We start from the raw sequence: 25645 nt of genomic DNA, 5'->3' as shown, positions 1-25645 counted from the left end.
CACCTGCCCGCGCCACCATGACCGCCGCCGAATTCAGCGCCCTGCTACTGCTTGCCACCGCCAGCAGCTTCACGCCTGGGCCCAACACCACCCTGTCGGCGGCGCTGGCGGCCAACGGTGGCATGAGGCGCGCGCTGCACTTCGTGTGTGCGGTGCCAGTGGGCTGGGGCCTGCTGTTTGCGCTGAGCGCCGGTGGGCTGGGGGCGCTGGTGGTGGCGCAGCCGCTGCTGCGCAGCGCCATCTTGCTCGGCGGCGTGAGCTACCTGGCCTGGCTGGCGAGCCAGCTCTGGGGCCGTCGCCAACTGAGCACGGTGGACCCTGCGCGCCTGCAGGTCACGTTTGTGCAAGGCATCGGTTTGCAGTTTCTCAACATCAAGGCCTGGATGCTGGCGCTCTCGCTGGTGGCGGGCTGGGTGGCTGGGCGGCCCGACGCGCTGGCGCGGTTTGCGCAGGTGCTGCCGGTGATGCTGGCGTTTGCCTTTTTCAGCAACCTGACCTACGCCGCCGTCGGCTCGCTGCTGCGGCACTGGCTGGCCGGGCCGGCGGTGAATGGGGTGGCCAGCGGTGGTCGGCTGGTGGTGTTCAACCGCATCATGGCCAGCGCTTTACTGGTGACCGCTGGCTGGATGCTGTGGAGCGGCTTGGGCGGTTCGGCCGCGTGGGGGGCCGCATGACCAAGGCCGTGCCGCTGACCGCAGACGAGCGCAATGCCACGTTGGGCCTATGGCTGGGCTTTGTGGGAGTGTTCGTGTTTGGGCTGACCCTGCCCATGACACGGTTAGCCACGGGCACCGCAGACGCGCCCCAGTTGTCGCCGTGGTTCGTCACCTGGGCCCGGGCCGCGCTGGCCGGGGGCTTGTCCATCGCTTACCTGCTGGTGACGCGTTCGCCCTTGCCGGCCCGGGCGCAGCGCCTGCCGCTGGCCCTGTCGCTGCTGGGCAATGTGATCGGCTACCCGCTGCTGCTGGGCTGGGCGCTGCGCGAGGTCACGGCCAGCCACGCCGCAGTGATCACCGCGCTGCTGCCGCTGGTGACCGCTGCTATGGCCGCCTGGCTGTTACACCAGCGCGCGCGGCTGGGTTTCTGGCTGTTTGCGGCGCTGGGAAGCACGCTGGTGGCGGTGTACAGCCTGCTGCGCGCGCAGCAGCTGGGCCATGGTTACGCCCCGAGCCATGCCGACCTGTTGCTGCTGGGTGCGGTGGCGTCCGCCTCGCTGGGTTATGTGGCGGGCGCCAAGGTCACACCCACGCTGGGCGCCGAGCGCGTGATCAGCTGGGTGTGCGTAATGGCGCTGCCCCTGACCGTGCCCGGTGCGCTGCTCACCTGGCCAGAGCAGCCGATTGCGCTGACCGCCTGGCTGGGCCTGGCCTATGTCGGCGTGTTTTCGATGTGGGCCGGGTTTTTTGCCTGGTTTCGGGGCCTGGCCCTGGGCGGCGCGCTGCGCGTGAGCCAGATGCAGCTGCTTCAACCCTTCATCAGCATCGCCGCGGCCGTGCCGCTGCTGGGCGAGTCGCTTGACGTGATGACGCTGGGCTTTGCGCTGGCCGTCGTGGCCACCGTGTTCATGGGCCGGCGCATGGCGACGCTGCCCATCATGAACCGAACCTGAAACGCCAATCGATACAACCCGGAGAGACCCCATGACCACCGCCTGGACCCTGGCGCGCCGCGCGCACAAGATGAACCCCTCGGTGATTCGAGAGATCCTCAAAGTCACCGAACGACCCGGCATCATCAGCTTTGCGGGCGGTCTGCCGTCACCCCAGACCTTCCCGGTGGCTGCCTTTGCCGACGCCTGCGCCCGGGTACTGCGCGACGATGGCCCGGGCGCGCTGCAGTACGCCGCCAGCGAGGGCTACGCGCCACTGCGCGAATGGGTGGCAGCGCAATTGCCATGGCCGGTGGACCCGGCTCAGGTGATCATTACCACCGGCAGCCAACAAGGCCTGGATCTGGTGGGCAAGGTGCTGATCGATGCGGGCAGCCGAGTGCTGGTGGAAACGCCCACTTACCTGGGTGCGCTGCAAGCCTTTGCGCCCATGGAGCCCGAGCCGGTGGGTGTGGCCAGTGATGCAGAGGGCCCCGACCTTCAGGACATGAAGAAACTGGCGGGCAGCGGGGCCGACGCGGCCCGCTTCTTCTACCTTTTGCCCAATTTCCAGAACCCCACCGGTCGAAGCATGAGCGAAGCGCGCCGCGCTGACCTGGTGGCGCAGGCGGCCCACCTGGGCCTGCCGCTGGTGGAAGACAACCCCTATGGCGACCTGTGGTTTGACCAACCACCGCCCTTGCCACTCACGGCCCGCCACCCCGAAGGCGGCATCTACCTGGGCTCGTTTTCCAAGGTGCTCGCGCCCGGCCTGAGGCTGGGGTATCTGGTGGCACCGAAGTCCATCGTGCCCAAACTGTTGCAAGCCAAACAGGCCGCCGACCTGCACAGCCCCAGCTTCAACCAGCGGCTGGTGGCCGAGGTGCTGAAAGACGGCTTTCTGGACCGGCACGTACCCAGCATTCGCGCGCTCTACAAGGCGCAGTGCCAGGCCATGCTGGCCGCGCTGCAGCACGAGATGACGGGCCTGGGCCTGACATGGAACACACCCGACGGCGGAATGTTTCTCTGGGTGCGGCTGCCTGCGGGCATGGACGCCATGGCCTTATTGCCCCGGGCGGTGGATCGCAGCGTGGCCTTTGTGCCCGGCACGGCGTTCTACGCCGACCACGCCGATCCGCGCACGCTGCGTCTGTGTTTTGTGACGGCCAGCGTGGCGCAGATTCAAGCCGGCGTGGCGGCTCTGGCGCAGGCGGTGCGCGACATGACTCAGCTGGAGGCAGCATGAACGCGACCATCCCGGCTCGCGCCCAACGCAGGCCCTTCAAACAGGTTGACGTGTTCACCACCACGCCCTACCGGGGCAACCCGCTGGCGGTCGTGCTGAGCGGCGAAGGCCTCTCCACCGAGTCCATGCAGCACTTCACCAACTGGACCAACCTGTCGGAATGCACCTTTGTGCTGCCTCCGACCGAGGCGGGTTGGGCCGATGGTGCCGACTACCGCGTGCGCATTTTTTGCCCCGGCCGCGAGTTGCCATTTGCAGGCCATCCCACCCTGGGGACCTGCCACGCCTGGCTGGAAGCGGGCGGCGTGCCACGTGACAAACACATCGTGCAGGAATGTGGCGTGGGCCTGGTGAAGATTCGGCACGACTCGGCCAGACTCGCGTTTGCCGCACCGCCCCTCATCCAAAGCGGCCCGCTGGACGAAACCGACCTGACGCTGATCGCACGCGGCCTGGGCGTAGGGCGCAGCGACATCGTGGCCCACAGCTGGTGCGACAACGGGCCCAACTGGCGCGGCGTGATGCTCGCCAGCGCCGAGCAGGTGCTGGCGCTCAAGCCCGACGCGGCGCTGCTCGCGGGTCTGGACGTGGGCGTGGTTGGCCGGCGTGGCAAGGTCGGCGTGGTCGGCGGCCAGAACGCGGGCCAGGACACCCAGTTTGAGGTGCGCGCTTTTTTCCCCGGCAACAACGGCATAGCAGAAGACCCGGTCACCGGCAGCCTGAACGCTGCGTTGGCGCAATGGCTGATCGGCGCCGGGCTGGCGCCCACCACCTACGTGGCGGCGCAAGGCACGGCGCTGCAGCGCGCCGGCCGAGTACACATCGAGCAGGACGGCGACGGCACGATCTGGGTTGGCGGCGCCTCGGTCACCTGCATCGACGGCCAGGTGACCCTGTGAGCGCGCAGCTCGACCACCTGGTGATCGCCGCAGCCACGTTGGCCGAGGGCGTGGCATGGTGCGAAGCCACACTGGGCGTGGTGCCCGGCCCAGGCGGTGAACACGCGCTGTTTGGTACGCACAATCGGCTGCTGAAACTGAGCGCAGCGGGTTCGCCCAACGCCTACCTGGAAATCATCGCCATCCACCCGTCGGCCACGCCCACGCGCGCCGCGCCGCTCAGGCGCTGGTTCGATCTGGACGACGAAGCGATGCGCGTGTCGCTCAAGCTTGGCGGCCCGCAGCTCATCCACTGGGTCGTCAGCGTGCCGCAGCTCGCCACGGCCTTGACCACCTGGCAGCGCCTGGGCGTAGATCGGGGACCGGTACTCACCGCTTCGCGCCCCACACCCCAAGGCCTGCTGCAGTGGCAGATATCGGTGCGCGACGACGGCCAGCGCCTGTTCCAGGGCTGTCTGCCCACCTTGATCCAGTGGGGCGCCACCCACCCCGCGCAATCCATGCCCGACAGCGGCCTAAGTCTGCAGCGCTTGACGCTCCAGCACCCAGAAGCCACCGCGCTCGACGTGGCGCTGGCGGGTATTGATCTGGCGGGCATGAAGCCTGTGCCAGGTCCGGCCAGGTTGAGCGCCGATCTGCTCACACCGCTCGGCCCAGTGACCTTGCGCTCCCCTGCCTGAGGCCCACCCCATGACCTTGCCCACCCTGACCGATATTGAACACGCCGCCGAGGTGGTGTACCGCGAATTTGCCGCCACACCGCAATACCGCTGGGCCACGCTGAGCCAGCGCCTGGGCACCGAGTGCTGGGTGAAGCACGAAAACCACACGCCGGTGGGCGCGTTCAAGATCCGCGGCGGACTGACCTACTTTGATCAGCTGCAGCAGCGGGGTCAGCTGCCTCTTGAGGTGATGGCGGCCACGCGCGGCAACCACGGGCAGAGCGTGGCCTGGGCGGCCCGCGCGCACGGGCTGGCCTGCACCATCGTCGTGCCCGACGGCAACTCGGTAGAGAAAAATGCAGCCATGCGCGCACTGGGTGCGACGCTGATCGAGCATGGCGACGATTTCCAGGCCAGCCGCGAACACGCCATGCGCCTGGCTGTCGAACGCGGCGCCCACATGGTGCCGAGCTACCATGCCGATTTGCTGCGCGGCGTGAGCACCTATTGGTGGGAGTTCTTAAAGGCCGTGCCCGCGTTGGACGTGGTCTACGTGCCCATCGGCCAGGGTTCGGGCGCCTGTTCGGCCATCGCGGCCAAGCTCGCGCTGAACCACCCAGCGCGCATCGTTGGCGTCGTCAGCGCCCATGCCACCACGTACGCCGACTCGATCGCAGCCGGGCGTGTGATCGAGTCGCCGGTGAGCACGGTGCTGGCCGATGGCATGGCCTGCCGCGTGGCGGATGCCGAGGCGCTGGCGGTGCTGCGCGAGCACCTGGACGGCGTGGTGCTGGTGAGCGACGCCGAAGTAGCCCAGTCCATGCGCGCACTGTTCGCCGATACCCACAACGTGGCCGAAGGCGCCGGCGCCGCCAGCTTCGCCGCCGCCTGGCAGCAACGCGAGCAGCTCAAAGGTCAGGCGGTGGGCACGACGCTGTGCGGCGGCAATGTGGACACTGCAGTCTTTGGGCGGGTATTGAACTCCCCTCACCAGACCTGAATTGGCGACCCCCTGGGGCGGCCCGGTGGAGCCGGTTTCGCGGTGCCCAGGAACACGGCCCCTCCGGCGCGCGGTGACTTCGCCCAGGATGCGGTGGAACCGGCTCTGCCGGGCCACTCGCATCGCCCCCTTGAGGGGGTGACGCACCGCAGGTGCGGCTCGGGGGTGGGCTATTCAGCTCCGCTGACCAGCCGCGCCACCACAGCGCAAAAGTCTTCCACCGCGTCGGTCTTGAACACCACCTCGCGCACGCCGGCGGCCATGGCTTCTGCCTGCAGCTCGTCGGTGATGTAACCCGAGGCCACCGCCACCGGCAGCGCCGGGTTGATGAGCAGCACCGCCTTGGCCACGTCCAGTCCCGACATGCCGGGCATGTTGTAGTCGGTCAGCAGCAGATCGAAGCCCTGGGGCTGATCGCGCACGGCATCGATCGCGGACTGCTGCTCAGACAGCGCGGTGACGCGGTAACCGCGGCGCTCGAGCAGGCGACGCACCAGAAACACCAGGGTGTCGTCGTCGTCGAGGTAGAGGATGTGGGCTACCGGGGTATCGCCTGCGTCGGCCATGGTGGTGTGCTCCGCTGAAAAAGTGTCAGGCAGCTGGGACTGCTTCTTGGGGATGGGACCCATTGTGCCGCTTTCGGCAGGTGACAAAACCGCCACTGCCGCCACTGTCGGCGCTTCCGGCGCTTCCGGTGCTTCCGGTGCTTCCGGTGCCTCGTGGATCCTGCTTGCTGCCGTGGCCGGGAAAAACAGCGAAAACGTGGTGCCCCGGCCCACGCGGCTGTCGACCTGGATCACGCCGTCCAGGGTTTGCACGATGCCCAGCACCACTGGCAGGCCCAGACCGGTGCCCGCGCCGACGACGCGGGTGGTGAAAAACGGCTCAAAGATGCGTTCGCGGGTGGCGTCGTCCATGCCGCAGCCGTTGTCCTGCACTTCGATGCGCACCACGCCCAGCTCGTGTTCGGCCGTCAAGGCGGCGGGAATGCGGCGGTCGCCCGGCGGCAGCGCATCGACGCGGAACTCCACGCGCCCCGGCGCCGCGCCGACGGCGTGCACCGCGTTGGTCCCCAGGTTAAGCAGCACCTGCCCGAGCTGGGTCGGGTCGGCCGACACGAACAAGGGGCCCACGGTGCGCGACTGCACCAGCTCCACCTGCGGCGGGGTGGCCGCGCGCAGCAAGGCACTGGACTCGCTCAGCACGGCGGCCACGTCCACCGGACGCCGCTCCATCGGCTGCTGGCGACTGAAGGCCAGGATTTGCCGCACCAGCTCGCGCCCGCGTCGCGCGGCGGTGGTGACCTCGGCCAGGCTTTCCTGCGCCGCGTGGTCTTTGGCCAGGTCTTGCCGCGCCAGATCGGAGTTGCCCAGAATGGCGGCCAGGATGTTGTTGAAATCGTGCGCGATGCCACCCGCCAGCGTGCCCAGCGCCTCCATTTTCTGCGACTGCGCGAGCTGCACCTGGAGCTCTTTCTGCTGCCCTTGGGCCTCGCGCAGCGAGGTGATGTCGACAAACGTCACGACCACATGGCGCAGGCCACCGTCGGGCCATGTCTCCGGGTAAGCGTTGCACAGCGCCCAGCGGGTGTAGCGACCATCGCCCACCGGCATGCCCATCACCACATTGCTCACCGGCTGGCCGGTGGCCATCACGCGCAGAAACGGCAGGCCAGCCCGGGGCATCGGCTGGCCGTCTTCCTGCAGCAATCGCCAGCCCGGCAGGATGGGCTGCGGCAGCGCCGGGTTCGCCCCACCCTCGCTCCAGCCCAGGAAACGCCGCGCCGCGTTGTTGATGCTGGCCAGGGTTTCGTCCGGGCGGAACACCATCACCCCGGCACCCAGGTTTTCGATCAGGGCGCGCTGGTTGGCTTCTCGGGTTTGCAGGATGCGCCGCGCGCGATCTCCCTGGTTTTGCAGTCGCGCCGACACCAGGCCGGTGTATAGCAGGGTTCGTACCAGCACCGACAGCAAGAAGGCGGCCAGGATGGACGGCAAGGTGGCACTCAACTGCAAGGGATCCGCCAAACCCACGCGCGACACCAGCATCCAGGCCGCGCCCAGCAACGCCACCAGTTCAATCCAGGTCAGGCCAATCAGCGCCCGGATCTCGGGCTGGCGCCTGCGCTCGCCCAGCTGCAGCAGGTCACGCAAGGTGAGCATCGCGATCAGGATCTGAGCGACAAAAAACAGGCCCAACCGCACCGGCGACAGGTCCCAGACCTCATGCAACAGGGCGTTGACCCCGCTGAAGACCAGCAAGGCCCAGACCACCGGGCTGACTGGCAACTTCAGGCCCAGGTGGGCGCGCACACCCAGCCAAGCCAGCGCCACCGTCATGATCAGCAGGGGGTTGGCAAATGAGGCCTGCCAGGCCTCAGGCATCTCCATCCGCACCCACAAGGCCGGGGTGGCCAGCACCGAGCAGGCCGCGGCGGCCGACCACCAGCCCGGCCCCTTCACGTCCGAATGGCGCCGCGACTGCACCCAGAACGACAGCGAAACCATGGCGTCCAGGCTCAGACGCACCACCAGGACGGTCAGCAAGTCAAGTGGCATGCGGTGAGATCGGAGGCGGCATGTATCCAATTGCAACACAGTCGGGCTAGGCCGGTACACCGAACAAGCCCCTAGACCGACCGCAAATCGTCCCGCAGGTGTCTACCTCAGCGGGTGCCAGACGCCTGTGTGACGCTGGACCGAAAGCCTAGGCGCACAGAATCGGCCCATGGGAACTGTCTACCTTGTGCGCCATGGCCAGGCCTCGTTTGGCGCCGACGACTACGACCAGCTGAGCGAACTCGGCCAGCGTCAGAGCGAGCGCCTGGGGCGCTACTGGGCCGAGCGCGGGCAGCGCTTCGATGCGGTGATCACCGGCTCGCTCAAGCGCCATGCCCAGACCTGGGCCGGCATCGCGGCCGGCGCCAAGCTGGATCTGCAGCCGCTGATCTGGCCCGGACTGGACGAATACGACAGCCTGGCCGTGATCCGCACCATCCATGCCGCGCCGCTTAAAAAGCCTGACACGCCCGAGCTCTATCGGCACCATTTCCGCCTGCTGCGCGACGGCCTGGCGCAGTGGATGGCAGGTACAGTGAGCCCAGAGGGCATGCCGAGCTACAACGATTTTGTGCGCGGCGTGACCAGCGCGCTCGACCTGGTGCGCGCCGAGCACGTGGGAAAAAACGTGCTGATCGTCTCCAGCGGCGGCCCGATCAGCACCGCCGTGGGCCAGGTGCTGAACCTGAGCCCGGAGCGCACCATCGACCTGAACATGCGCATCCGCAACAGCGCGGTGACCGAGTTCGAATTCAGCGCCAAGCGCCATGCCCTGCTGACCTACAACACGCTGCCCCACCTGGACAGCCCAGAGCACCGAGATTGGGTCACGTACGCCTGAACGAAAGCCCCCGACGCTGCGCCACTGCGCGGGTCGTTACACCTGAGGCTTGAACGCGGTGTGGTCGCTCAGGGTGTTGGTGGGCAGTCGGTCGATTTCTTCGAGCAGGGCCGCGAGTGCGCGGCCGGCCGCGTCGAGCAGGGAATGGCCCTTGTCGGCCGTGGCCGCACCGGCGTTGCCGACCGCACCTTCGGCGTTGTAGTCCTGCATTTGCCAGCCGAGCTTGGCGCTGCGGCCGTTGCCGAGGATGGGGAAGTCCGCTGCGCGCTCCTGCGAAGCGGAGCGGAAGTACTCGGCCTGGTCCATGCGAACACGCTCGGGCTTGAGCGCCAGCATCATGGCGGTTTCGATCTCGCCGGCATGAATGCCGAAGCGGTGCTCCTCGGGGCTGAACAGCGCGCTCACGTCATGACCCTGTGTATCGAGCAGCGGCAGGTTGAACCAGCTCACGCTGTAGACCAGCAGCCCTAGACGCGCGCGCAGGTCGCGCGCCACCAGATCCAGCGCACCTACCTGCCCACCATGGGCGTTGAACAGCACCAGCTTTTTCACGCCGCTGGCTGCGACACATTCGCCGATCTCGGTCCACACGCGCATCAAGGTCTCGGCCTTGAGCGTGAGCGTGCCGGCAAAGCGCGTGTGCTCGGGGCTGAAGCCCACAGCCTGCGTGGGCAGGAACAGCACGGGCAGGCCAGGTGCGAGCTGCGGCAGTGCAGCGGCGATCACGCCGTTGACGATGTCGGTGTCCACTGACAGCGGCAGGTGAGGCCCGTGTTGTTCCGTGGCCGCCACCGGCAACACGGCGATGGCGCGACCGGTGTCGAGCGCGGCGAAATCGGCGGTGGTCAGGTCGGACCAGTGGTGGGAGTTGGGCAACATGGCTGGCAGTGTAAAGCGCCCTGATCCTATGATGCGGCCATGACCCAGGACCTGTTCCGCGCCGACGCCTACCGCACCGAGTGCGCAGCCACCATTACCGCGCTCAAGGAGAGCGGCATCGTCCTCGACCAGACCGTGTTCTACCCGCTCGGCGGCGGTCAGGCGGGTGATTCCGGTGTGCTGCGCCTGGCCGATGGCCAGACCATCCGCATCGCCGACACCCGCAAAGACAAGGACGCCGAGGGCCGGCCCACGGCCGACATCGTGCACGTGCCGGCGCCAGGGCAAGAGTCAGCCATGGCCTTTTTGGCGCTGGGCGACGCGGTGACAGCACAGATCGACTGGTCGCGACGTCACCGGTTGATGCGATTTCACACCACGACCCACCTGCTGTGCCACTTGGTGCCGGTGCCGGTGAACGGCTGCTCGATCACGCCGGACCACGCCCGGCTCGACCTGCACCTGACCGATCCGCTGGACAAGGACGCGCTCAGCGCCGGCATCGCAGCGCTGGTGGCGGCAGCTCTCCCAGTGCTGCTGGGCAGCGTGACAGACGAAGAACTCGACGCCAACCCGGCGCTGGTGAAAAGCATGAGCGTGTCGCCACCGCGCGGCAGCGGCGCGGTGCGCACCGTGCGCATTGGCGACGGCGCCCCGATCGACCTGCAGCCTTGCGGCGGCACGCACGTGGCCAACACCGCCGAAATCGGCCGTGTGGTGGTCACCAAGGTCGAGAAAAAGTCAGCTACCACGCGGCGCGTGGTGCTGGGCTTCGCCGATTAGGGCCTGTTCATTCGGCGTAGATGTAATGCCGCGACCACGGCAGCCCCTGCGTGCTTTGCCCAGCCGGTCGGCAGAGCACCTGGTAGATCGACACCTCGTCGTGCTCAAACGCCCACGCGCAGCCTGCGAGGTAAATGCGCCAGATGCGCCAGCGCTTCTCGTCCACCAGCGGTTTGATCTGCGCGGTGCGCGCCTCGAAGGCTTCGCTCCAGAGCTGGGTGGTGCGCTGGTAGTGGCGGCGCAGGTTTTCCACGTCCACCGCCTCCAGGCCTCCTTCCTGCAGCGTTCGCAGCACGGTGCCGATGTGCGGCAGCTCGCCACGCGGGAACACATAGCGCTCGATGAAGCGGCCACCGCCGTGGCGGCTTTCGCCATCGTGCGCGTCGGTGCTCGTGATGCCGTGGTTCATGGCCCAGCCGTGGGGCTTGAGCAGGCCACGCAGATGGGCGAAGTAGGCGGCCAGGTGATCCAGCCCCACATGCTCGAACATGCCGACGCTGGTGATGCGGTCAAACGGGCCGTCGGTCACATCGCGGTAGTCCTGCAACCGGATCTCGATGCGGTCCTGCAAGCCCGCTTCGCGCACCCGCTGCTGCGCCAATTCAAACTGCTGGGTCGACAGCGTCACGCCCACGCACTGCGCGCCATAGGCTTGCGCCGCGCGCAGCACCAGCGCGCCCCAGCCGCAACCGATGTCCAGCAGGCGCTGCCCGGGCATCAGGTGGATCTTGCGCAAGATGTGGTCGATCTTCTTGGCCTGCGCCTGGTCCAGTGTTTCGTCACCCTGTTCAAAGTAGGCGCAGGAATACACCATGCCCTGGCCAAGCCACTGCGCGTAGAAGTCATTGGACACGTCGTAGTGGTACTGGATGGCTTCGCTGTCGCTTTCTCGCGTGTGGCCAAACACGCGGCGCATGCGCCCGAGCAGCCCGTGGACCGGCTGGGCCGACTCGGCCAGCCGCTGCGCCACCGCCAGGATGTCGGCCACGGCGCCGTGCACATCCACCAGCTCCTCCACATAGGCCTGGCCCAGCGTGTCCAGCCCGGGCTCGATCAGCAGCGGCAAGGCCTGCGCATCGCGCACTCGAATTTCCACCCGCGGCGCCTCAAAATCCCCCAGCGCCAGCGTCGACGCTCCGCCAGGGCCCCAGCACAAGCGCACCGGCAGGTTCAACTGAGTGCGCATGCGCTCGGCCCAGGGCGCCAGCGCGCGTTCGACGATCGAGCCCATGATGGTCCTCCAGATGATGCTCTGACTTCCTTGTACCGAATCCCGCCCCGCTTGAGAACCCCGGTGAAGCTCTGTAAGAGGTCGGCGCCGAAACAGACAAATCAACAGTGACGGCTTATATTTGCAGCAAGCCGGTGCACGACAACCCTGCGCGTTGGAACTCGTGCCCTGACCCCGCCTCTCACCGACGCACTGTCCTTACAGTCGGCGTCTGCCCTTTCACCCTTGGTTTCCCTCGTATGCACCTCCCTAGGCTCTCCTCGTTTTTCCGGCTCGCCAGCCCATGGCTGGCCACGCTGGCGCTGCTGGCCCCGCTGGGGGCGCCGGCCCAGAACCTGGTGGAACGCCTGTCCAACACCACAATGGTGCAAAGCGAACAGGCGCGCGCCGAGCTGCTGGCCCATGCGCCCGAGGGTGCTGGCCCCGGCAAGCCGGTCTGGCTGGGGCTGCAACTCACGCACGCGCCCGACTGGCACACCTACTGGAAGAACTCGGGCGACTCGGGTCTGCCCACCGAGCTGCAGTGGACATTGCCGCCTGGCGTCACCGTCGGGCCGATCGGCTGGCCCACGCCGCGCAAGTTCCCGCTCGGCACCCTGGCGAATTACGGCTACGACGGAACCGTGCTGTTGCCGGTGCCGCTGACGATCGACCCCAGCTTTGCCGACCGGGAGATCGAGGTCAAGCTCTACGCGGCCTGGCTGGTCTGCCGCAAGGAATGCATTCCCGAAGAGGGCAACTTCACCCTGCGCCTGCCGGTGCAGGGCTCCACCGCCCTGAACGGCCGCGCTTTCGAGGCCGCATTCGCCGCCGCGCCGACCGAGCAGCCGGCCGGCGACAGCCGACTGGAACCAGTCGACAGCCAGCTCAAAGTCTCACTCGCCGGCCTGCCGGCCGCCTGGCGCGACCAGCCACTGGAATTTTTCCCCGAGACGCCTGGCCTGATCGAGCCCGGCGCCGCCTGGACCCAAACCTGGGACGGTGAGCGCTGGACCGCCAGTGTGCCGCTCTCGCCGCATCGCAGCGAAAGCCCCACCGCCGTGCCGCTGGTGGTGGCGCTGGCCAACCCGCCAGGCGAGGGACCGGGCAGCCCCGGCGTGCGGCTGGAGGCGCCGGTGCAAGGAACCTGGCCCGCGGCTGCGCCATTGCCAACGGCCGTGCCCGATGAACTCATCGCCGTGCTGCAGGACAACGCCGCGCGCGCCGCCAGCGCGCCCGCCAGCAGCGGCCCGCCCATCACGCTCTGGGCCGCGCTGCTCGGCGCGCTGCTCGGCGGCATGATCCTCAACCTCATGCCCTGCGTGTTCCCGGTACTGGCGATCAAGGTGCTGTCGTTTGCGAAACACGCAGACGACCGCGCCGCACACCGGGCCAACGGCCTGGCCTACACCGCCGGTGTGGTGTTGAGTTTTCTGGCGCTCGGCGGCTTGCTGCTGGGCCTGCGCTCGGCGGGCGAAGCCATTGGCTGGGGCTTTCAGCTGCAAAGCCCTGAGGTGGTGGCTACGCTAGCGGTGCTGTTCACCGTGATCGGTCTGAACCTGGCGGGTCTGTTTGAGTTTGGCAACGTGCTGCCCAGCTCGGTGGCCAGCCTGCAGGCCAAGAACCCCACCGCCGACGCTTTCCTCACCGGCGTGCTCGCCACTGCCATCGCTTCGCCATGCACCGCACCCTTCATGGGTGCTTCGCTCGGCTTGGCCATCGGTCTGCCCACGGTGCAGGCGCTGGCTGTTTTTGGTGTGCTCGGTCTGGGCATGGCACTGCCCTACCTGGCTGCGAGCTGGTGGCCGGCGGTGGCGCGCGCCCTGCCGCGCCCTGGCGCCTGGATGAACACCTTCCGCCAACTCATGGCCTTCCCCATGTTTGCCACCGTGGTCTGGCTGCTGTGGGTGCTGGGTCAACAAAGCGGCATCGATGGCGCCGCTGCCCTGCTCATGCTTCTGGTGATGCTGGCGCTGCTGATCTGGGCGCTGGGTCTGCACGGCAAGGGACGCGCGGTGCTGGCGGGTCTGTCGGCGCTAGGCCTGATCTGGCTCGGCTGGTCAATCGGCCCGAATGTGACGCACCTGCAGGCGGCCGATGCGGCAAATGCGCCCGTGGCCACCGCGGTGGCCGGTGTGAGCTGGGAGCCGTGGAGCGCTGAGAAACAGGCATCGCTGCTGGCCGAAGGGCGCCCGGTTTTCGTGGACTTCACCGCCGCTTGGTGCGTGACCTGCCAGTACAACAAGCGCACCACCCTGGCCGATGTGGGCTTGCTGGGCGACATCGCCGCCAGGAACATGGCGCTGTTGCGCGCCGACTGGACGCGGCGCGACCCGACCATCACCGCCGAGCTGGCCCGCCTGGGCCGCAACGGCGTGCCGGTGTACGCGATCTACCAGAACGGCCAGGCGCCGCAACTGCTGTCCGAGGTGCTGAGCGTGGACGAGGTGCGTGCCGCGCTGGCCAAGCTCTGATTCGGTGAACCAAACGGGCGCGGGTATGTCGTAGGGGCGTCGTTCACCCACAGGAGCCACGAACATGCTGCAACGTCGCCAATTCAATGCCCTGGGCCTAGGGGCTATCGCCCTGCCCGCCGGCCTGCTCGCCCCCCTAGCGGCACAAGCCGCCAGTGTCGGCCAGCCTGCGCCCGACTTCACGCTCACCGACACCGCCGGCAAGCCCGTCAAACTCTCGGACTTCCGCGGCAAACCGGTGGTGCTTGAGTGGAACAACCCGGGCTGCCCCTTTGTGCGCAAGCACTACAACGGCAACTTTCAGGCGCTGCAGAAGGAGTTCACGGGCAAAGGTGTGGTTTGGCTGGCCATCAACTCCACCCGCGACGATAGCCCCGACTACTTGAGCCCGGCCCAGCTCGCGCGCTGGATGGGCGACAAAGGCGCCGCGACAAGTGCCACCCTGATGGACGAAGACGGCAAGGTCGGGCAGGCCTACTCTGCGCGCGTCACGCCTCACATGTACATCGTCAACACCCAGGGCGTGCTGGTCTACGCAGGTGCCATCGACAGCATACCCTCGGCTCGAGAAGCCGACATCGCCAGGGCCACCAACTATGTGCGCCAGGGCCTGACCGAACTGCTCGCCGGCCAACCGTTGAGCACCGCAACCAGCCAGCCCTACGGCTGCAGCATCAAGTACAAGAACGCAGCGGCGTGAGGGGCCGGCTGACCGGGGTGGTGTCCCGTGGTGGCGCGTTCTGTGGGTGGATGGTTGGCGGCACCTGACCACAGGTGCGTGCAACGGTGCAGATGCACCGGGGGACTCAGGCCAGGTGTGACAGCCGGCGCTCCAGCGCAGATCGCACGGCCGGCCACTCCGTGTCGATGATGCTGTACCGCATGGACGAGCGCTTGCGGCCGTCCGGCATGATGCGTTCGTTCCGGATGAGGCCTTCCTCGACGGCGCCCAGCCGAAGAATGGCGGCACGAGACGCTTCGTTGAGCACATCGGTCGTGAACTGCACGCGCACACAGTCGAGCGCATCAAAGGCGTGGCGAAGCATCAGGTACTTCGCCTCGGTGTTGGCGGCCGATCGTTGCCAGGTCTTCGCCAGCCAGGTGTGGCCGATTTCCAGACTTCGATTGACGGGATCGATCCTCCAAAAGCGCGTGCTCCCGATCACCGATCCTGAGACAACGGACACGGTCACGAACGGCATCACCGTCTGCGCTTGCCAGCCCTGCAAAGCGGTGTCCACATAGGCATCGATCGTCGCCTGGTTCGGCACCACGGTGAACCTCAGATGCCAGAGCTCGCCGTCACTGGCGGCGGTCACCAGTGCGCCGGCGTCGGCTTTCGACATCAGGCGCAGCGAGACATGCTGTCCTTCAAGCTGCGGTGGGTTCATGTGGCTTAGTTTGGGCGACGCTCAGCGACTCACATCGCCTGCGGCATGCTGTGCCACCAGATGCGGGCCTCCGTGCACAGGCCGTTCGAAAACGTGGCTTGAAGCATGCCATCGAGCACCATGCGCGGCAAGGGATCGCCCGGCTTGCGCGGCGGCAGGCCTGTTCCGGTGGAGCGCGCCCAGATATGGAAAAGTTCTTCGGAGGCGACCTGGTAGGTGACGTGCCAGTGCGCCAGGCCGATCTTGCCCTGGCTCGCCAGCACCTCATAGCTGAGCTGCACATCCTCCTGCAACTGCACCCGCCTCCAGTACGCCACAAGCTGCTCCCTGCCAGCCTGGACCTGAAACGGCGTGTTGTGGTAACTCCCGTCTTCCTGGAACAGCGCGGCAAACAAGGCTGGATCCCGGGCCTCCCAGGCCGCCTTGTACCCAGCCATGAAGTTTTCGATACTCATTTCCTGCTCCGAGCAATGGGTTGGGAAGTGGGGCGCGCCAGGCTTGTGAGGGTCACGGCCACGGCCCAATACGCGCCAGCAGCGATGGCCTGTTGTACCAGGCGCCCATGATGGCATCAACACCCAGAAAGCCCAATACCACGGCCGCGAGAACAGGGCCCATGGTGAGCTCAGTCACCACGAGCAGAGTCACCGAGACGACCGAAAAGAGCGCACCAACCACCGCTGTGATCAGCCGATAGGCTCGAGTTCCTTTTTCGCGGGTTTGATCGGTATTTGGCATGTGGCCCATCGTTCGATTCACATCGCCGGCAGCGGCACAGAAAAGACCGGCAGCCTCAATTCCATGGCGATGGCCACCAGGCGCGTGGCAGCCACCGTGACAAACCCCGCAGAGAACGCCGCAGCCATCGGCGCCTGGGCTGCTCTGAGCAGCAGGTACACCACGATGCCTGCGATGGCCGCCGAAGCGTAGATATCATGACGAAGAATCAGCGGTACCTTGCCAGAGAGCATATCGCGAACGACGCCACCACCGGCACCGGTGAGCGCGCCCATCAGCACAATGACCGGGGCGCGGCAACCCGCTTTTTCAGCCACTTGCGCGCCAGAGATGGCAAACAGCGCCAGTCCCAGTGCATCCGCAATCACCAACGCATCGGTGGGCACCGGGCGCACATGGACCCAGGCGAGTGTGGCTGCGGTGGCCACAATGATGGCTGCGATCACGATCACGCCCAGCAGATCAAACTGGGCTGCCACCCCTGCGAGGGTTCCGCTGGCCGCGAAGACTGCGACGCCCAGTAAGTCGAGTACGTACAGGAGCACGGTGATGGATGGTGTCTGTGAGGCCGAATGTCCGGACTCAGTCGACGTCTGTTGTCGCGTTCGGCTTGCATGAGGGAGTGCGCGGATGGAGCACATCGAGGCTGACGTCTGCTGCCGACTTCACGCCATGAACTGACGAATGGAACCACAGACGGAGAGCAGCTGACGATCGTCCATGCGTCCAAGCATGTTGCGGATGACGGTGCCCATCACCTTTTGAACGCCGGCCAAACCAAGAGCAGCGGACTGCTGCACGACAAAGTTTGCCTTCGTTGCCTTGAGTGACTGCAGAAAGTACTGATCCATGCCGTGATCAGTCAGCTCAAGAACCAGTTCCGTGAGTTCTCCAGCATGGGCAGTTGCCTTCTCAGCGTTCTCGACCATCACCAAAATGTCAAGTGTCTTCACCCGCAGCTCATGCGAGTGGTAGAAGCGCAGAGAGGGCCTGGAGACTGGCTCGACAGGCTTCTTCGGTGCGCGTTTGACAACGGCTGGCGCTGAGCGTTTTGGTGACGCTGGCATGTTCTGATCTTTTCGCGAGTGGACCTCCATGCTACGCGCCGCCACCGTTCTGACCAAGCTGGCGAACGCAGGGTCGCGACAGCGCGAGGCAGCCCCGGGCACCACGCGGGATAATGCCTGCTGACCCTCCCCGAACCGCACCGGAACAGCCCATGCCCTTCGCTCCCCTGCAAAACGACTCCTTTCTTCGCGCCTGCCTGCGCCAGTCCACCGACCACACGCCCGTGTGGCTGATGCGCCAGGCTGGCCGATATTTGCCCGAGTACTGCGCCACGCGAGCCAAGGCGGGCAGTTTCATGGGGCTGGCAACCAATGTGGACTTCGCCACTGAGGTCACGCTGCAGCCTCTGGAGCGCTATGCGCTGGACGCGGCGATTCTGTTTTCCGACATCCTGACCGTGCCCGACGCGATGGGCCTGGGCCTGTCGTTCCAGGTCGGCGAAGGGCCGAAGTTCGCCAAGACGGTGCGTACCGAGGCCGATGTGGCCACGCTGGCCGTGCCCGACATGGACAAGCTGCGCTATGTGTTCGATGCCGTGACCTCGATCCGCAAGGCGCTCAATGGCCGGGTGCCGCTGATCGGTTTCTCGGGCAGCCCCTGGACGCTGGCCTGCTACATGGTCGAAGGCGGCGGTTCGGACGATTACCGCGCGGTCAAGTCGCTGATGTACAGCCGCCCGGACCTGATGCACCAGATTCTGGCGATCAACGCCGACAGCGTGGCCACTTACCTCAACGCCCAGATCGACGCCGGCGCGCAGGCAGTAATGGTGTTTGACAGCTGGGGCGGCGTGCTGGCTGACGGCAAGTTTCAGGAATTCAGCCTAGCCTACACCCGGCGGGTGCTGGCGCAGCTGCAGCGCGAAAAGGACGGCGTGGTGATCCCGCGCCTGGTGTTCACCAAAGGCGGCGGCCTGTGGCTGGACGAGATGAAATTCCTGGATTGCGAGGTTCTGGGCCTGGACTGGACGGTCAACCTGGCCAAAGCGCGCGCGCAGGTGGGCGACAGCAAGGCGCTGCAGGGCAACATCGACCCGAACGTGCTGTTTGCCCCGCCCGAGCGCATCGACGCCGAGGTGGCGGCCGTGCTGGAGAGCTTTGGCCAGCCGCACATGGGCGCGGGTACCGGGCCCACGCACATTTTCAACCTGGGCCACGGCATCAGCCAGTTCACCCCGCCCGAGCATGTGACAGCGCTGGTGAACGCGGTTCACACGCATTCGCGCCGCTTGCGCACCGCCGCCTGAAACCGCTCACCCGGCTGCAGCCCGCGGCCCCGCTGGCTGACCGCGTGATGGCGGCTCTGTCAACCCGCTGCCACAGAAATTCGCAAAATAAAGGGCTTGACACGTCTCACTTATGCACATTTTCTGTGCTGCGGTGCGATGAGCGCCAAATAGGCGCTCCACGCCAGGCCCTGGCGCCAGCACCTTCGTAAGCTGTTGATTCATATAGAGATTGAGGGGTGCCGTTTTTCTGAGCAACTTAAGAAAGGCCTTGATTCTTAAGGCTTCCCAGCCCGCCGACCAGACCTATCAACAAAGTTATCCACAGAAGCTTGGGACAGGTCGAGAAGCAAAGGCAAATCAATGACTTACGTCACCTTTCGACAGTTGGTCTGAGGAAAACACGCTAAACATGACTTGCTGGCCCAGCGTCATCGTGGCCACCCCAGCCCACAGCGGGGTGAGCGCCAGCCTGAGCTACCGAAGTGAGCTGTTGCTCGCGCCGGGCACGCTGGTGCGTGTGCCGCTGGGCAGGCGCGAGGTGCTGGGGGTTGTGTGGGACTGCCCGACCGAGCCACCCGAGGGCCTCACCGAAGCCCAGACGCGCGACGTCGCCGGCACGCTGGACGGCCTGCCGCCGCTCAATGCGCGATGGCGCCAACTGGTGAAGTTTGCCGGGCAGTACTACCAGCGCAGCCTGGGCGAGGTGGCGCTGGCCGCGCTGCCGCCCCAGTTGCGAGAACTCGACAACACACAGCTGGCCCGGCGCCTTAAACGCCGCACCCAGGCAGCCGCCCAGCCTGCCGAAGCGAACGCAGCCCCCCACACGGAGCCGGAGCTGAGCCCGGAGCAGGCCGAGGCGCTGGCCGCGCTGGATGCGGCAAGCGCCCCGGTCCTGCTGTTCGGCGCCACGGGCAGTGGCAAGACCGAGGTCTACCTGCGCGCGACACTCCAGGTGCTGGACGCCGCACCCATCGACGGCGTGGCGAGCCAAGTGCTGGTCATGGTGCCCGAGATCAACCTCACGCCGCAGCTCGAAGCGCGCTTTCGCGAGCGCTTCGAGCCGCTGTATGGCGCGGGCGCGGTGGTCTGCCTGCACAGCGGCATGACGCCCGCGCAGCGCCTGGCTAGCTGGCTAGCGGCCCACACCGGCGTGGCCCGCATCGTGCTCGGTACGCGCATGGCGATCTTCGCCAGCATGCCCGGCTTGCGGCTGATCGTGGTGGACGAAGAGCACGACCCGAGCTACAAGAGCCAGGAAGGTGCGCGCTACTCGGCGCGCGACCTGGCGGTGTACCGCGCCAAGATCGAGACCGAGGCGCTGGCATCCACCGGCAAGGCCGGCGTCCGCTGCCAGGTCATCCTGGGATCGGCCACGCCGTCGCTGGAGAGCTGGCATGCGGCCGACCAGGGGCGCTACCTGCGTCTGGCCATGCCGGCGCGCATCGGCGGCGGCTCATTGCCGCGGCTGCGCCTGGTCGACATGAACCACCAGCCCAAGGGCGCGGTGATCGCGCCACCCCTGCTTGCAGCCATGGGCGAGCGCATCGCGCGCGGCGAGCAGTGCCTGGTGCTGCTCAACCGCCGCGGTTATGCGCCGGTGCTGGCCTGCCACGACTGCGGTTGGAAAAGCAGCTGCCCGCACTGCAGCGCCTACCGCGTGTTCCACAAGCTCGACCGCACGCTGCGCTGCCACCACTGTGGCTTCACCGAGCGGGTGCCGCGCGCCTGCCCTGACTGCGGCAACCTCGACATCGCGCCCGTGGGACGCGGCACCGAGCAGGTGGAAGAGCAGCTCGCTGCCTTGCTGGCTGGTGCGCGCCGGCTCGACGGTAACCCTCCGCGTGTGGCGCGCATGGACGCCGACTCGACCCGACTCAAGGGCAGCCTGGAAACGCAACTCGCCGCGCTGCACAGCGGCGAGGTCGATGTGCTCGTGGGCACGCAGATGATCGCCAAGGGTCACGATTTCCGGCGCATCACCCTGGTGGCCGGCATCAACGTGGACGCGGCCCTGTTCGCCAGCGACCACCGCGCGCCCGAGCGCCTGTTTGCGCTGCTCATGCAGGCTGGCGGGCGCGCCGGGCGCGACGCCGCGCAGAGCGCCGGCAGCGAGATGTGGGTGCAGACCTGGACACCGCAACACCCACTGTTTGCCGCGCTCAAGACCCACGACTTCCCGGCCTTTGCGGCCGAGCAGATCGCTGAACGCGAAATCGCCGGCATGCCGCCGTTTGGTGCCCAGGCCTTGCTTCGGGCCGACGCGCGCAGCCAGGCCGCGGCGCAGGCGTTCCTGAATCTGGCGGCCTCGCAGGCGACGGGCCTGCCGCACCGTGACGACATCACGCTTTACCCCTCCGTGCCGCTGACCATCCAGCGCGTGGCCAATGTGGAGCGCGCGCAGATGCTGGTGGAAAGCGCGTCACGCGGCGCCTTGCAACGCTTTTTGTCGGCCTGGGGGCCAGTGCTGCACGACTGCCGCAGCGCGCCAGAAGCCAAGGGGCTGGTGCGATGGGCGGTGGATGTGGATCCGCTGGTGGTGTGAGCCCTGTGCCTCAGGCCGCGACAGGCACGGTCTCGGGCCAGAGGTTTTCAAGGGTGTGGATCACATCGCGCAGTTTGAAGGGCTGAAGCAGCAAGCGCCGCACCTCCAGCGACTTGAGCTGTGCCGCCAGCTCAGGCGTGCAACCGTGGGCCAGCACCGCCACCGCCAGATCCATGGTGCAGCCGAGCTCGTCGGCACGCAAGCGGGTCAGCAGCGACAGCGCTGCCACTTCGTCGGACAAGGACAGCACCATCCCCTGCACCGAGTGGGACTGGAGCGCCTGTTCGCCCTGGGCCACGCTGACGGCCTGGATCACCTGAACGAGGGACAGATCGCGACAGACTGAGGCCACCGTGCCGCGGATCAGGTTGTCGGGCTCGATCAGCAGCACCCTGCGCAAGCCCGCGCCGGCGGCAGCGCCGCTCACAACGTCACCTCCTCGCGCCGAAATAGTTCTTCCACCACCAGGTCGCGAAGGCTACAAAGAATGGCGACATCGAGCCGGTCGAAGTCCCGCGGGCGGCGGTCCATGATGCACAGCGTACCCACAACATGCCCATACGGCAGACGCAGCCCGGCGCCAGCGTAGAAGCGGGTGTAGGGATGGCCGGTGACCATCGGGTTGTCGACAAAACGCGGGTCGGCCAGCGCATCGTGAACCACCAGCGGCTCAGTCTGGACCAGGGCATGCCCGCAAAACGAAACTTCGCGGGGTGACTCCCGTTCGTCCAGCCCAAAATTGGACTTGCGCCACAGGCGGTTCTGATCCACCAGCGAGACCATGGCCATGGGCACGCCGAATTCCTGGGCCGCAAACGCCGAAATTCTGTCAAACCGTTCCTCGGGCGCGGTGTCGAGAATGACTAGGTCGCGCAGGGCTTTCAGGCGCTGCTTTTCATTGTGGGGCAGGGGTGCCGTGATCATGGATTCTCCGAAAAGCAGTGGCTAACGTCGCTTCGTGGGCGCGACCCCGGTTGGCGGGTCAATGGTTTGCGTATCGGCAGGCCTGGCCGAAACCTGAACCGTAAGGCGGGCCGGCACGAGTTGAGGGCCACCAGCTCACCCGGATCCGGTGGCCAACCATAAGTGAATTGCGATATAAGCAGGGTGGTTATCGACCCCCGGAGGAGGCACCCATGTCCCAAGCACCCCATTTATCCATTTCATCCCTGAAACGCGCAGGCGTTGGCCTGCTGCTGTGGGCCGCTTCCAGCCTGGTGATGGCCGCCGACCCAGAGCCGGCCATGAAGGTCGAGCAGGTCGGACCGCACAGCTACTACGTGCAGGGCCTGTCGCAACTGGGCTCCACGAAAAATCAGAACTTCATTTCCAACGCCGGCTTCGTCATCACGCCGCAAAGCGTGGTGGTGATCGACGCGCTGGGTTCGCCTCGGCTCGCAGAGCGCCTGACTGCGGAAATCCGAAAGCTCACGCCGCTGCCGATCTCCGACGTCATCCTCACCCACTACCACGCGGACCACATCTATGGCCTGCAGTATTTCAAGCAGCTCGGTGCGCGCATCACCGCGCATGTCGCGGCCAAGGAATACATCCAGTCCGACACCGCGAGCCTGCGGCTGGAGGCCTCGCGCACCGACCTCGCACCCTGGATCGACGACAAGACCCGCCTGGTGCTGGCCGATACCTGGATCAACGGGCCAACCTCACTGAAGATCGGTGGCTGGGTGTTCGAGATCGACCATGTAGGCCCGTCGCACACGCCGGAAGACCTCACCGTGTTCGTGCCCAATGAAAAGGTTCTGTTTGCTGGCGATCTGTTCTTCAACGGCCGCCTGCCCTTTGTGGGGAAGGCCAACAGCAGCCAGTGGATTCTGTCGCTCGATCAGATGCTCAAACACGACGCCACCGCTGTGGTGCCCGGCCACGGAGCTGCCTCGATGGACCCAAAGAAGGACATCACCATGACGCGCGACTACCTCAAGTACCTGCGCACCAGCATGGGTGCGGCGGTGCAGGACTTCGTGCCATTTGAGGAAGCCTACAAGGCAACCGACTGGAGCGCCTTCGAAGCCACGCCGATGTTTGGCTTTGCCAACCGCATGAACGCCTACAACACCTACTTGCTGATGGAAGAAGAGGCGCTGGAGAAGAAGCGCTGAGTTTTCAGGCAACCCAAAAAAAGAGCCCCGCAGGCGATGGCCTGCGAGGCTCTTTTGCTGAGGCTCAGGTCACTTCAGATCAAACCGGTCCAGGTTCATCACCTTGGTCCATGCGGCCACGAAGTCGCGGCTGAACTTCGCTGCGCCATCGTTCTGCGCGTACACCTCGGCCAGCGCTCGCAGCTGCGAGTTGGAGCCAAAGACCAGGTCGACGCGGGTGGCGGTCCATTTCACCTTACCGCTCTTGCGGTCCCGGCCTTCGTAGCTGTTCTTGCCGGTGGGCGTCCATGCCGTGCCCATGTCGACCAGGTTGACGAAGAAGTCGTTCGTCAGCTGGCCGGGCCGCTGGGTGAGCACCCCGTGGGCTGAGCCGCCCACGTTGGCCCCGAGCACCCGCAGGCCACCCACCAGCACCGTCATCTCAGGCGCGCTCAGGGTCATGAGCTGGGCCTTGTCCAGCAACATTTCTTCCGGCGCCACCGTGTAGGCCTTCTGCTGGAAGTTGCGGAAGCCATCAGCCTGCGGCTCCATTACGCTGAACGACTCCACATCGGTCTGCTCTTGCGTGGCATCGGTGCGGCCCGGGGCAAATGGCACATCGACCGGCTGGCCTGCCGCCTTGGCAGCGGCCTCCACGCCGGCGTTGCCCGCCAGCACGATGAGGTCGGCCAGGGACACCTGCTTGCCGCCCTTTTGCGCGTCATTGAACGACTTCCGGATCGTTTCCAGCTTGGCCAGCACCGTGGCCAGCTGCGCCGGCTGGTTGGCTTCCCAGTCTTTCTGAGGCGCCAGCCGGATGCGCGCACCGTTGGCGCCACCGCGCTTGTCCGAACCGCGGAAGCTGGAGGCCGATGCCCAGGCGGTTGACACCAGCTCGGCCACCGATAGACCCGAGGCCATCACCTGCGCCTTGAGGGCGGCGGCGTCTTTCGCGTCAATCAGCGGATGGTCCACGGCAGGCACCGGGTCTTGCCAGATCAGATCTTCGGCTGGCACTTCCGGTCCGAGGTACAGGCTCTTAGGGCCCATGTCGCGGTGGGTCAGCTTGAACCAGGCACGGGCATAGGCGTCGGCAAACTCGTCGGGATTGGCGGCGAAATGGCGCGAGATCTTTTCGTAGGCCGGGTCGAAGCGCAGCGAGAGGTCGGCCGTGGTCATCATCGGCGCGTACTTTTTCGAAGGGTCGTGCGCATCGACGATCATGTCTTCGTCCTCCACGTCCTTGGCACGCCACTGGTGGGCGCCGGCCGGGCTCTTGACGAGTTCCCACTCGTACTTGAACAGCACCTTGAAGTAGCCCATGTCCCACTTCGTGGGGTTGGGTTTCCAGGCGCCTTCGATGCCGCTGGTGGTGGTGTCACCGCCCTTGCCGCTGCCGTGCGTGTTGATCCAGCCAAAGCCCATCTGCTCAATGGGCGCGGCCTCAGGCTCAGGTCCGACTTTGGCGGGGTCGCCGGCACCGTGTGCCTTGCCGAAGGTGTGTCCACCGGCGGTGAGGGCCACGGTTTCGTAATCGTTCATGGCCATGCGCGCGAAGGTTTCGCGCACATCGCGACCCGAAAGCACCGGGTCGGGATTGCCGTCCGGGCCCTCCGGGTTCACGTAGATCAGGCCCATCTGCACCGCAGCGAGCGGGTTGGCCAGTTCACGGTCGCCGCTGTAGCGGCTGTCGGCCTGGTCGCTGGTGGCGAGCCACTTCTTTTCGGCGCCCCAGTAGATGTCTTCTTCGGGCTGCCAGATGTCGGCCCGGCCGCCACCGAAGCCGAAGGTCTTGAAACCCATGGACTCCATGGCCACGTTGCCAGCCAGGATGAACAGGTCGGCCCAGGAGATGGCGTTGCCGTATTTCTGCTTCAGGGGCCAGAGCAGGCGGCGCGCCTTGTCGAGGTTGCCGTTGTCGGGCCAGCTGTTGATGGGGGCGAAGCGCTGGTTGCCGGTGCCGGCGCCGCCGCGGCCATCGGCCGTGCGGTAGGTGCCGGCGCTGTGCCACGCCATGCGGATGAACAGGCCGCCGTAGTGGCCCCAGTCGGCCGGCCACCAGTCTTGCGAGTCGGTCATGAGCGCCACCATGTCCTTTTTCAGCGCGGCGAAGTCGAGCTGCTTGAAGGCTTCGGCGTAGTCAAAGTCGGCGTCCATGGGGCTGGAAGCCGGGGAGTGCTGGTGCAGGATGCCCAGGTTGAGCTGGTTGGGCCACCAGTCGGCGTTGGACTGGGCGGCCTGCTGGGTGCGGGCACCGTGCATGACGGGGCATTGGGCTTCGGTCTTGGACATGAGGTTCTCCTTGGGGGTGATCGGGGTGGTGAGGGATGGCTCAGTGCGTTTCGGCCAGGGCGGCCAGCAGGTCGAGCCAGGAATGGGTGGGCGGATTGATGGGTGTCATGGCGGGTTTCTTGACGTGTTCGATGCCTCCACTCT

Annotated in this window: 24 protein-coding genes; 13 read left to right on the top strand and 11 right to left on the bottom strand. The window is 66.5% G+C overall.

Annotated features, from left to right (window positions below):
• The first annotated feature begins 17 nt into the window (after positions 1-17).
• The 6 genes from GPT34_RS15875 to GPT34_RS15850 are packed head-to-tail and all read left to right on the top strand — an operon-like array spanning position 18 to position 5398.
• Positions 18-674 carry a LysE family transporter gene (locus GPT34_RS15875; RefSeq protein ID WP_291014521.1) on the top strand — a complete coding sequence of 219 codons (657 nt, stop codon included), beginning with the start codon at positions 18-20 and terminating at the stop codon, positions 672-674.
• On the top strand, positions 671-1609 hold the full coding sequence (locus GPT34_RS15870; RefSeq protein WP_291014519.1) for a DMT family transporter: 939 nt from the start codon (positions 671-673) through the stop codon (positions 1607-1609). The genes GPT34_RS15875 and GPT34_RS15870 overlap by 4 nt, the downstream gene beginning before the upstream one ends.
• A gap of 31 nt (positions 1610-1640) precedes the next feature.
• Entirely contained in the window at positions 1641-2837 is a 1197-nt protein-coding gene (locus GPT34_RS15865) for a PLP-dependent aminotransferase family protein (protein ID WP_291014517.1), read from the top strand.
• Positions 2834-3736: a PhzF family phenazine biosynthesis protein gene (locus GPT34_RS15860; protein ID WP_291014515.1), complete on the top strand. Its 903-nt coding sequence runs from the start codon at positions 2834-2836 to the stop codon at positions 3734-3736. The genes GPT34_RS15865 and GPT34_RS15860 overlap by 4 nt, the downstream gene beginning before the upstream one ends.
• A complete protein-coding gene (locus GPT34_RS15855; protein ID WP_291014512.1) occupies positions 3733-4416 on the top strand; it encodes a VOC family protein in 684 nt (227 codons plus the stop codon). The genes GPT34_RS15860 and GPT34_RS15855 overlap by 4 nt, the downstream gene beginning before the upstream one ends.
• A gap of 10 nt (positions 4417-4426) precedes the next feature.
• Positions 4427-5398, top strand: a complete 972-nt coding sequence (locus GPT34_RS15850) for a threonine dehydratase (protein ID WP_291014509.1) — start codon at positions 4427-4429, stop codon at positions 5396-5398.
• A 170-nt stretch (positions 5399-5568) separates the two neighbouring features.
• On the opposite strand, the gene GPT34_RS15845 is transcribed toward GPT34_RS15850, so the two are convergent.
• Positions 5569-7956: an ATP-binding protein gene (locus tag GPT34_RS15845; RefSeq protein ID WP_291014506.1), complete on the bottom strand. Its 2388-nt coding sequence runs from the start codon at positions 7954-7956 to the stop codon at positions 5569-5571.
• A gap of 169 nt (positions 7957-8125) precedes the next feature.
• Between GPT34_RS15845 and GPT34_RS15840 the strand changes: the two genes are divergently transcribed.
• A complete protein-coding gene (locus GPT34_RS15840; protein WP_291014503.1) occupies positions 8126-8797 on the top strand; it encodes a histidine phosphatase family protein in 672 nt (223 codons plus the stop codon).
• 36 nt (positions 8798-8833) lie between these two features.
• Here the strand turns inward: GPT34_RS15840 and GPT34_RS15835 are convergent, their stop codons facing one another.
• Positions 8834-9676 carry a creatininase family protein gene (locus GPT34_RS15835; protein WP_291014501.1) on the bottom strand — a complete coding sequence of 281 codons (843 nt, stop codon included), beginning with the start codon at positions 9674-9676 and terminating at the stop codon, positions 8834-8836.
• 39 nt (positions 9677-9715) lie between these two features.
• On the opposite strand from GPT34_RS15835, the gene GPT34_RS15830 reads away from it, so the two are divergent.
• Positions 9716-10459 carry an alanyl-tRNA editing protein gene (locus GPT34_RS15830; protein WP_291014499.1) on the top strand — a complete coding sequence of 248 codons (744 nt, stop codon included), beginning with the start codon at positions 9716-9718 and terminating at the stop codon, positions 10457-10459.
• A gap of 7 nt (positions 10460-10466) precedes the next feature.
• Here the strand turns inward: GPT34_RS15830 and GPT34_RS15825 are convergent, their stop codons facing one another.
• Complete coding sequence (locus GPT34_RS15825; protein ID WP_291014497.1) at positions 10467-11690, bottom strand: cyclopropane-fatty-acyl-phospholipid synthase family protein; 1224 nt, start codon at positions 11688-11690, stop codon at positions 10467-10469.
• A gap of 239 nt (positions 11691-11929) precedes the next feature.
• On the opposite strand from GPT34_RS15825, the gene GPT34_RS15820 reads away from it, so the two are divergent.
• Positions 11930-14143: a protein-disulfide reductase DsbD domain-containing protein gene (locus GPT34_RS15820; protein WP_291014495.1), complete on the top strand. Its 2214-nt coding sequence runs from the start codon at positions 11930-11932 to the stop codon at positions 14141-14143.
• A 64-nt stretch (positions 14144-14207) separates the two neighbouring features.
• Complete coding sequence (locus GPT34_RS15815) at positions 14208-14843, top strand: thioredoxin family protein (protein ID WP_291014493.1); 636 nt, start codon at positions 14208-14210, stop codon at positions 14841-14843.
• Positions 14844-14949: 106 nt separating this feature from the next.
• Here the strand turns inward: GPT34_RS15815 and GPT34_RS15810 are convergent, their stop codons facing one another.
• The 5 genes from GPT34_RS15810 to GPT34_RS15790 all read right to left on the bottom strand — a co-directional run bounded on the left by GPT34_RS15810 (position 14950) and on the right by GPT34_RS15790 (position 17225).
• Positions 14950-15534 carry a GNAT family protein gene (locus tag GPT34_RS15810; RefSeq protein ID WP_291014490.1) on the bottom strand — a complete coding sequence of 195 codons (585 nt, stop codon included), beginning with the start codon at positions 15532-15534 and terminating at the stop codon, positions 14950-14952.
• 29 nt (positions 15535-15563) lie between these two features.
• Positions 15564-15989, bottom strand: a complete 426-nt coding sequence (locus GPT34_RS15805) for a nuclear transport factor 2 family protein (protein WP_291014487.1) — start codon at positions 15987-15989, stop codon at positions 15564-15566.
• A gap of 52 nt (positions 15990-16041) precedes the next feature.
• Positions 16042-16272, bottom strand: coding sequence for a hypothetical protein (locus GPT34_RS15800; protein ID WP_291014485.1), 231 nt, complete (start codon positions 16270-16272; stop codon positions 16042-16044).
• Between the two features lie 17 nt (positions 16273-16289).
• A complete protein-coding gene (locus GPT34_RS15795) occupies positions 16290-16817 on the bottom strand; it encodes a TRIC cation channel family protein (RefSeq protein WP_291014483.1) in 528 nt (175 codons plus the stop codon).
• Between the two features lie 120 nt (positions 16818-16937).
• The gene (locus GPT34_RS15790; RefSeq protein WP_291014481.1) at positions 16938-17225 is read right to left on the bottom strand and encodes a hypothetical protein; all 288 of its coding nucleotides are present in this window, start codon (positions 17223-17225) and stop codon (positions 16938-16940) included.
• A gap of 266 nt (positions 17226-17491) precedes the next feature.
• Here GPT34_RS15790 and hemE point away from each other — a divergent pair, with 266 nt between their 5' ends.
• Both hemE and priA read left to right on the top strand, forming a co-directional pair.
• Positions 17492-18586, top strand: a complete 1095-nt coding sequence (hemE, locus tag GPT34_RS15785) for a uroporphyrinogen decarboxylase (RefSeq protein ID WP_291014478.1) — start codon at positions 17492-17494, stop codon at positions 18584-18586.
• 391 nt (positions 18587-18977) lie between these two features.
• Positions 18978-21110: a primosomal protein N' gene (priA, locus tag GPT34_RS15780; protein ID WP_291014476.1), complete on the top strand. Its 2133-nt coding sequence runs from the start codon at positions 18978-18980 to the stop codon at positions 21108-21110.
• Between the two features lie 10 nt (positions 21111-21120).
• Here the strand turns inward: priA and GPT34_RS15775 are convergent, their stop codons facing one another.
• Positions 21121-21537, bottom strand: coding sequence for a histidine kinase (locus GPT34_RS15775; protein WP_291014474.1), 417 nt, complete (start codon positions 21535-21537; stop codon positions 21121-21123).
• The gene (locus GPT34_RS15770) at positions 21534-22034 is read right to left on the bottom strand and encodes a GAF domain-containing protein (RefSeq protein WP_291014472.1); all 501 of its coding nucleotides are present in this window, start codon (positions 22032-22034) and stop codon (positions 21534-21536) included. Before GPT34_RS15770 ends, GPT34_RS15775 begins: the two co-directional genes overlap by 4 nt.
• Before the next feature lie 212 nt (positions 22035-22246).
• Here GPT34_RS15770 and GPT34_RS15765 point away from each other — a divergent pair, with 212 nt between their 5' ends.
• Complete coding sequence (locus GPT34_RS15765; protein WP_291014469.1) at positions 22247-23230, top strand: MBL fold metallo-hydrolase; 984 nt, start codon at positions 22247-22249, stop codon at positions 23228-23230.
• Positions 23231-23299: 69 nt separating this feature from the next.
• Here the strand turns inward: GPT34_RS15765 and katG are convergent, their stop codons facing one another.
• Positions 23300-25501 (bottom strand): catalase/peroxidase HPI, encoded by a 2202-nt coding sequence (gene katG, locus GPT34_RS15760; RefSeq protein ID WP_291014467.1) that lies wholly within the window; start codon positions 25499-25501, stop codon positions 23300-23302.
• Positions 25502-25645: the final 144 nt, after the last annotated feature.

The organism is Hydrogenophaga sp. (genome assembly GCF_011390835.1).
Lineage (GTDB): Bacteria > Pseudomonadota > Gammaproteobacteria > Burkholderiales > Burkholderiaceae_C > Hydrogenophaga.
The sequence above is the reverse complement of the archived record's forward strand: the minus strand, read 5'-3'. Positions and strand labels throughout refer to the sequence as shown.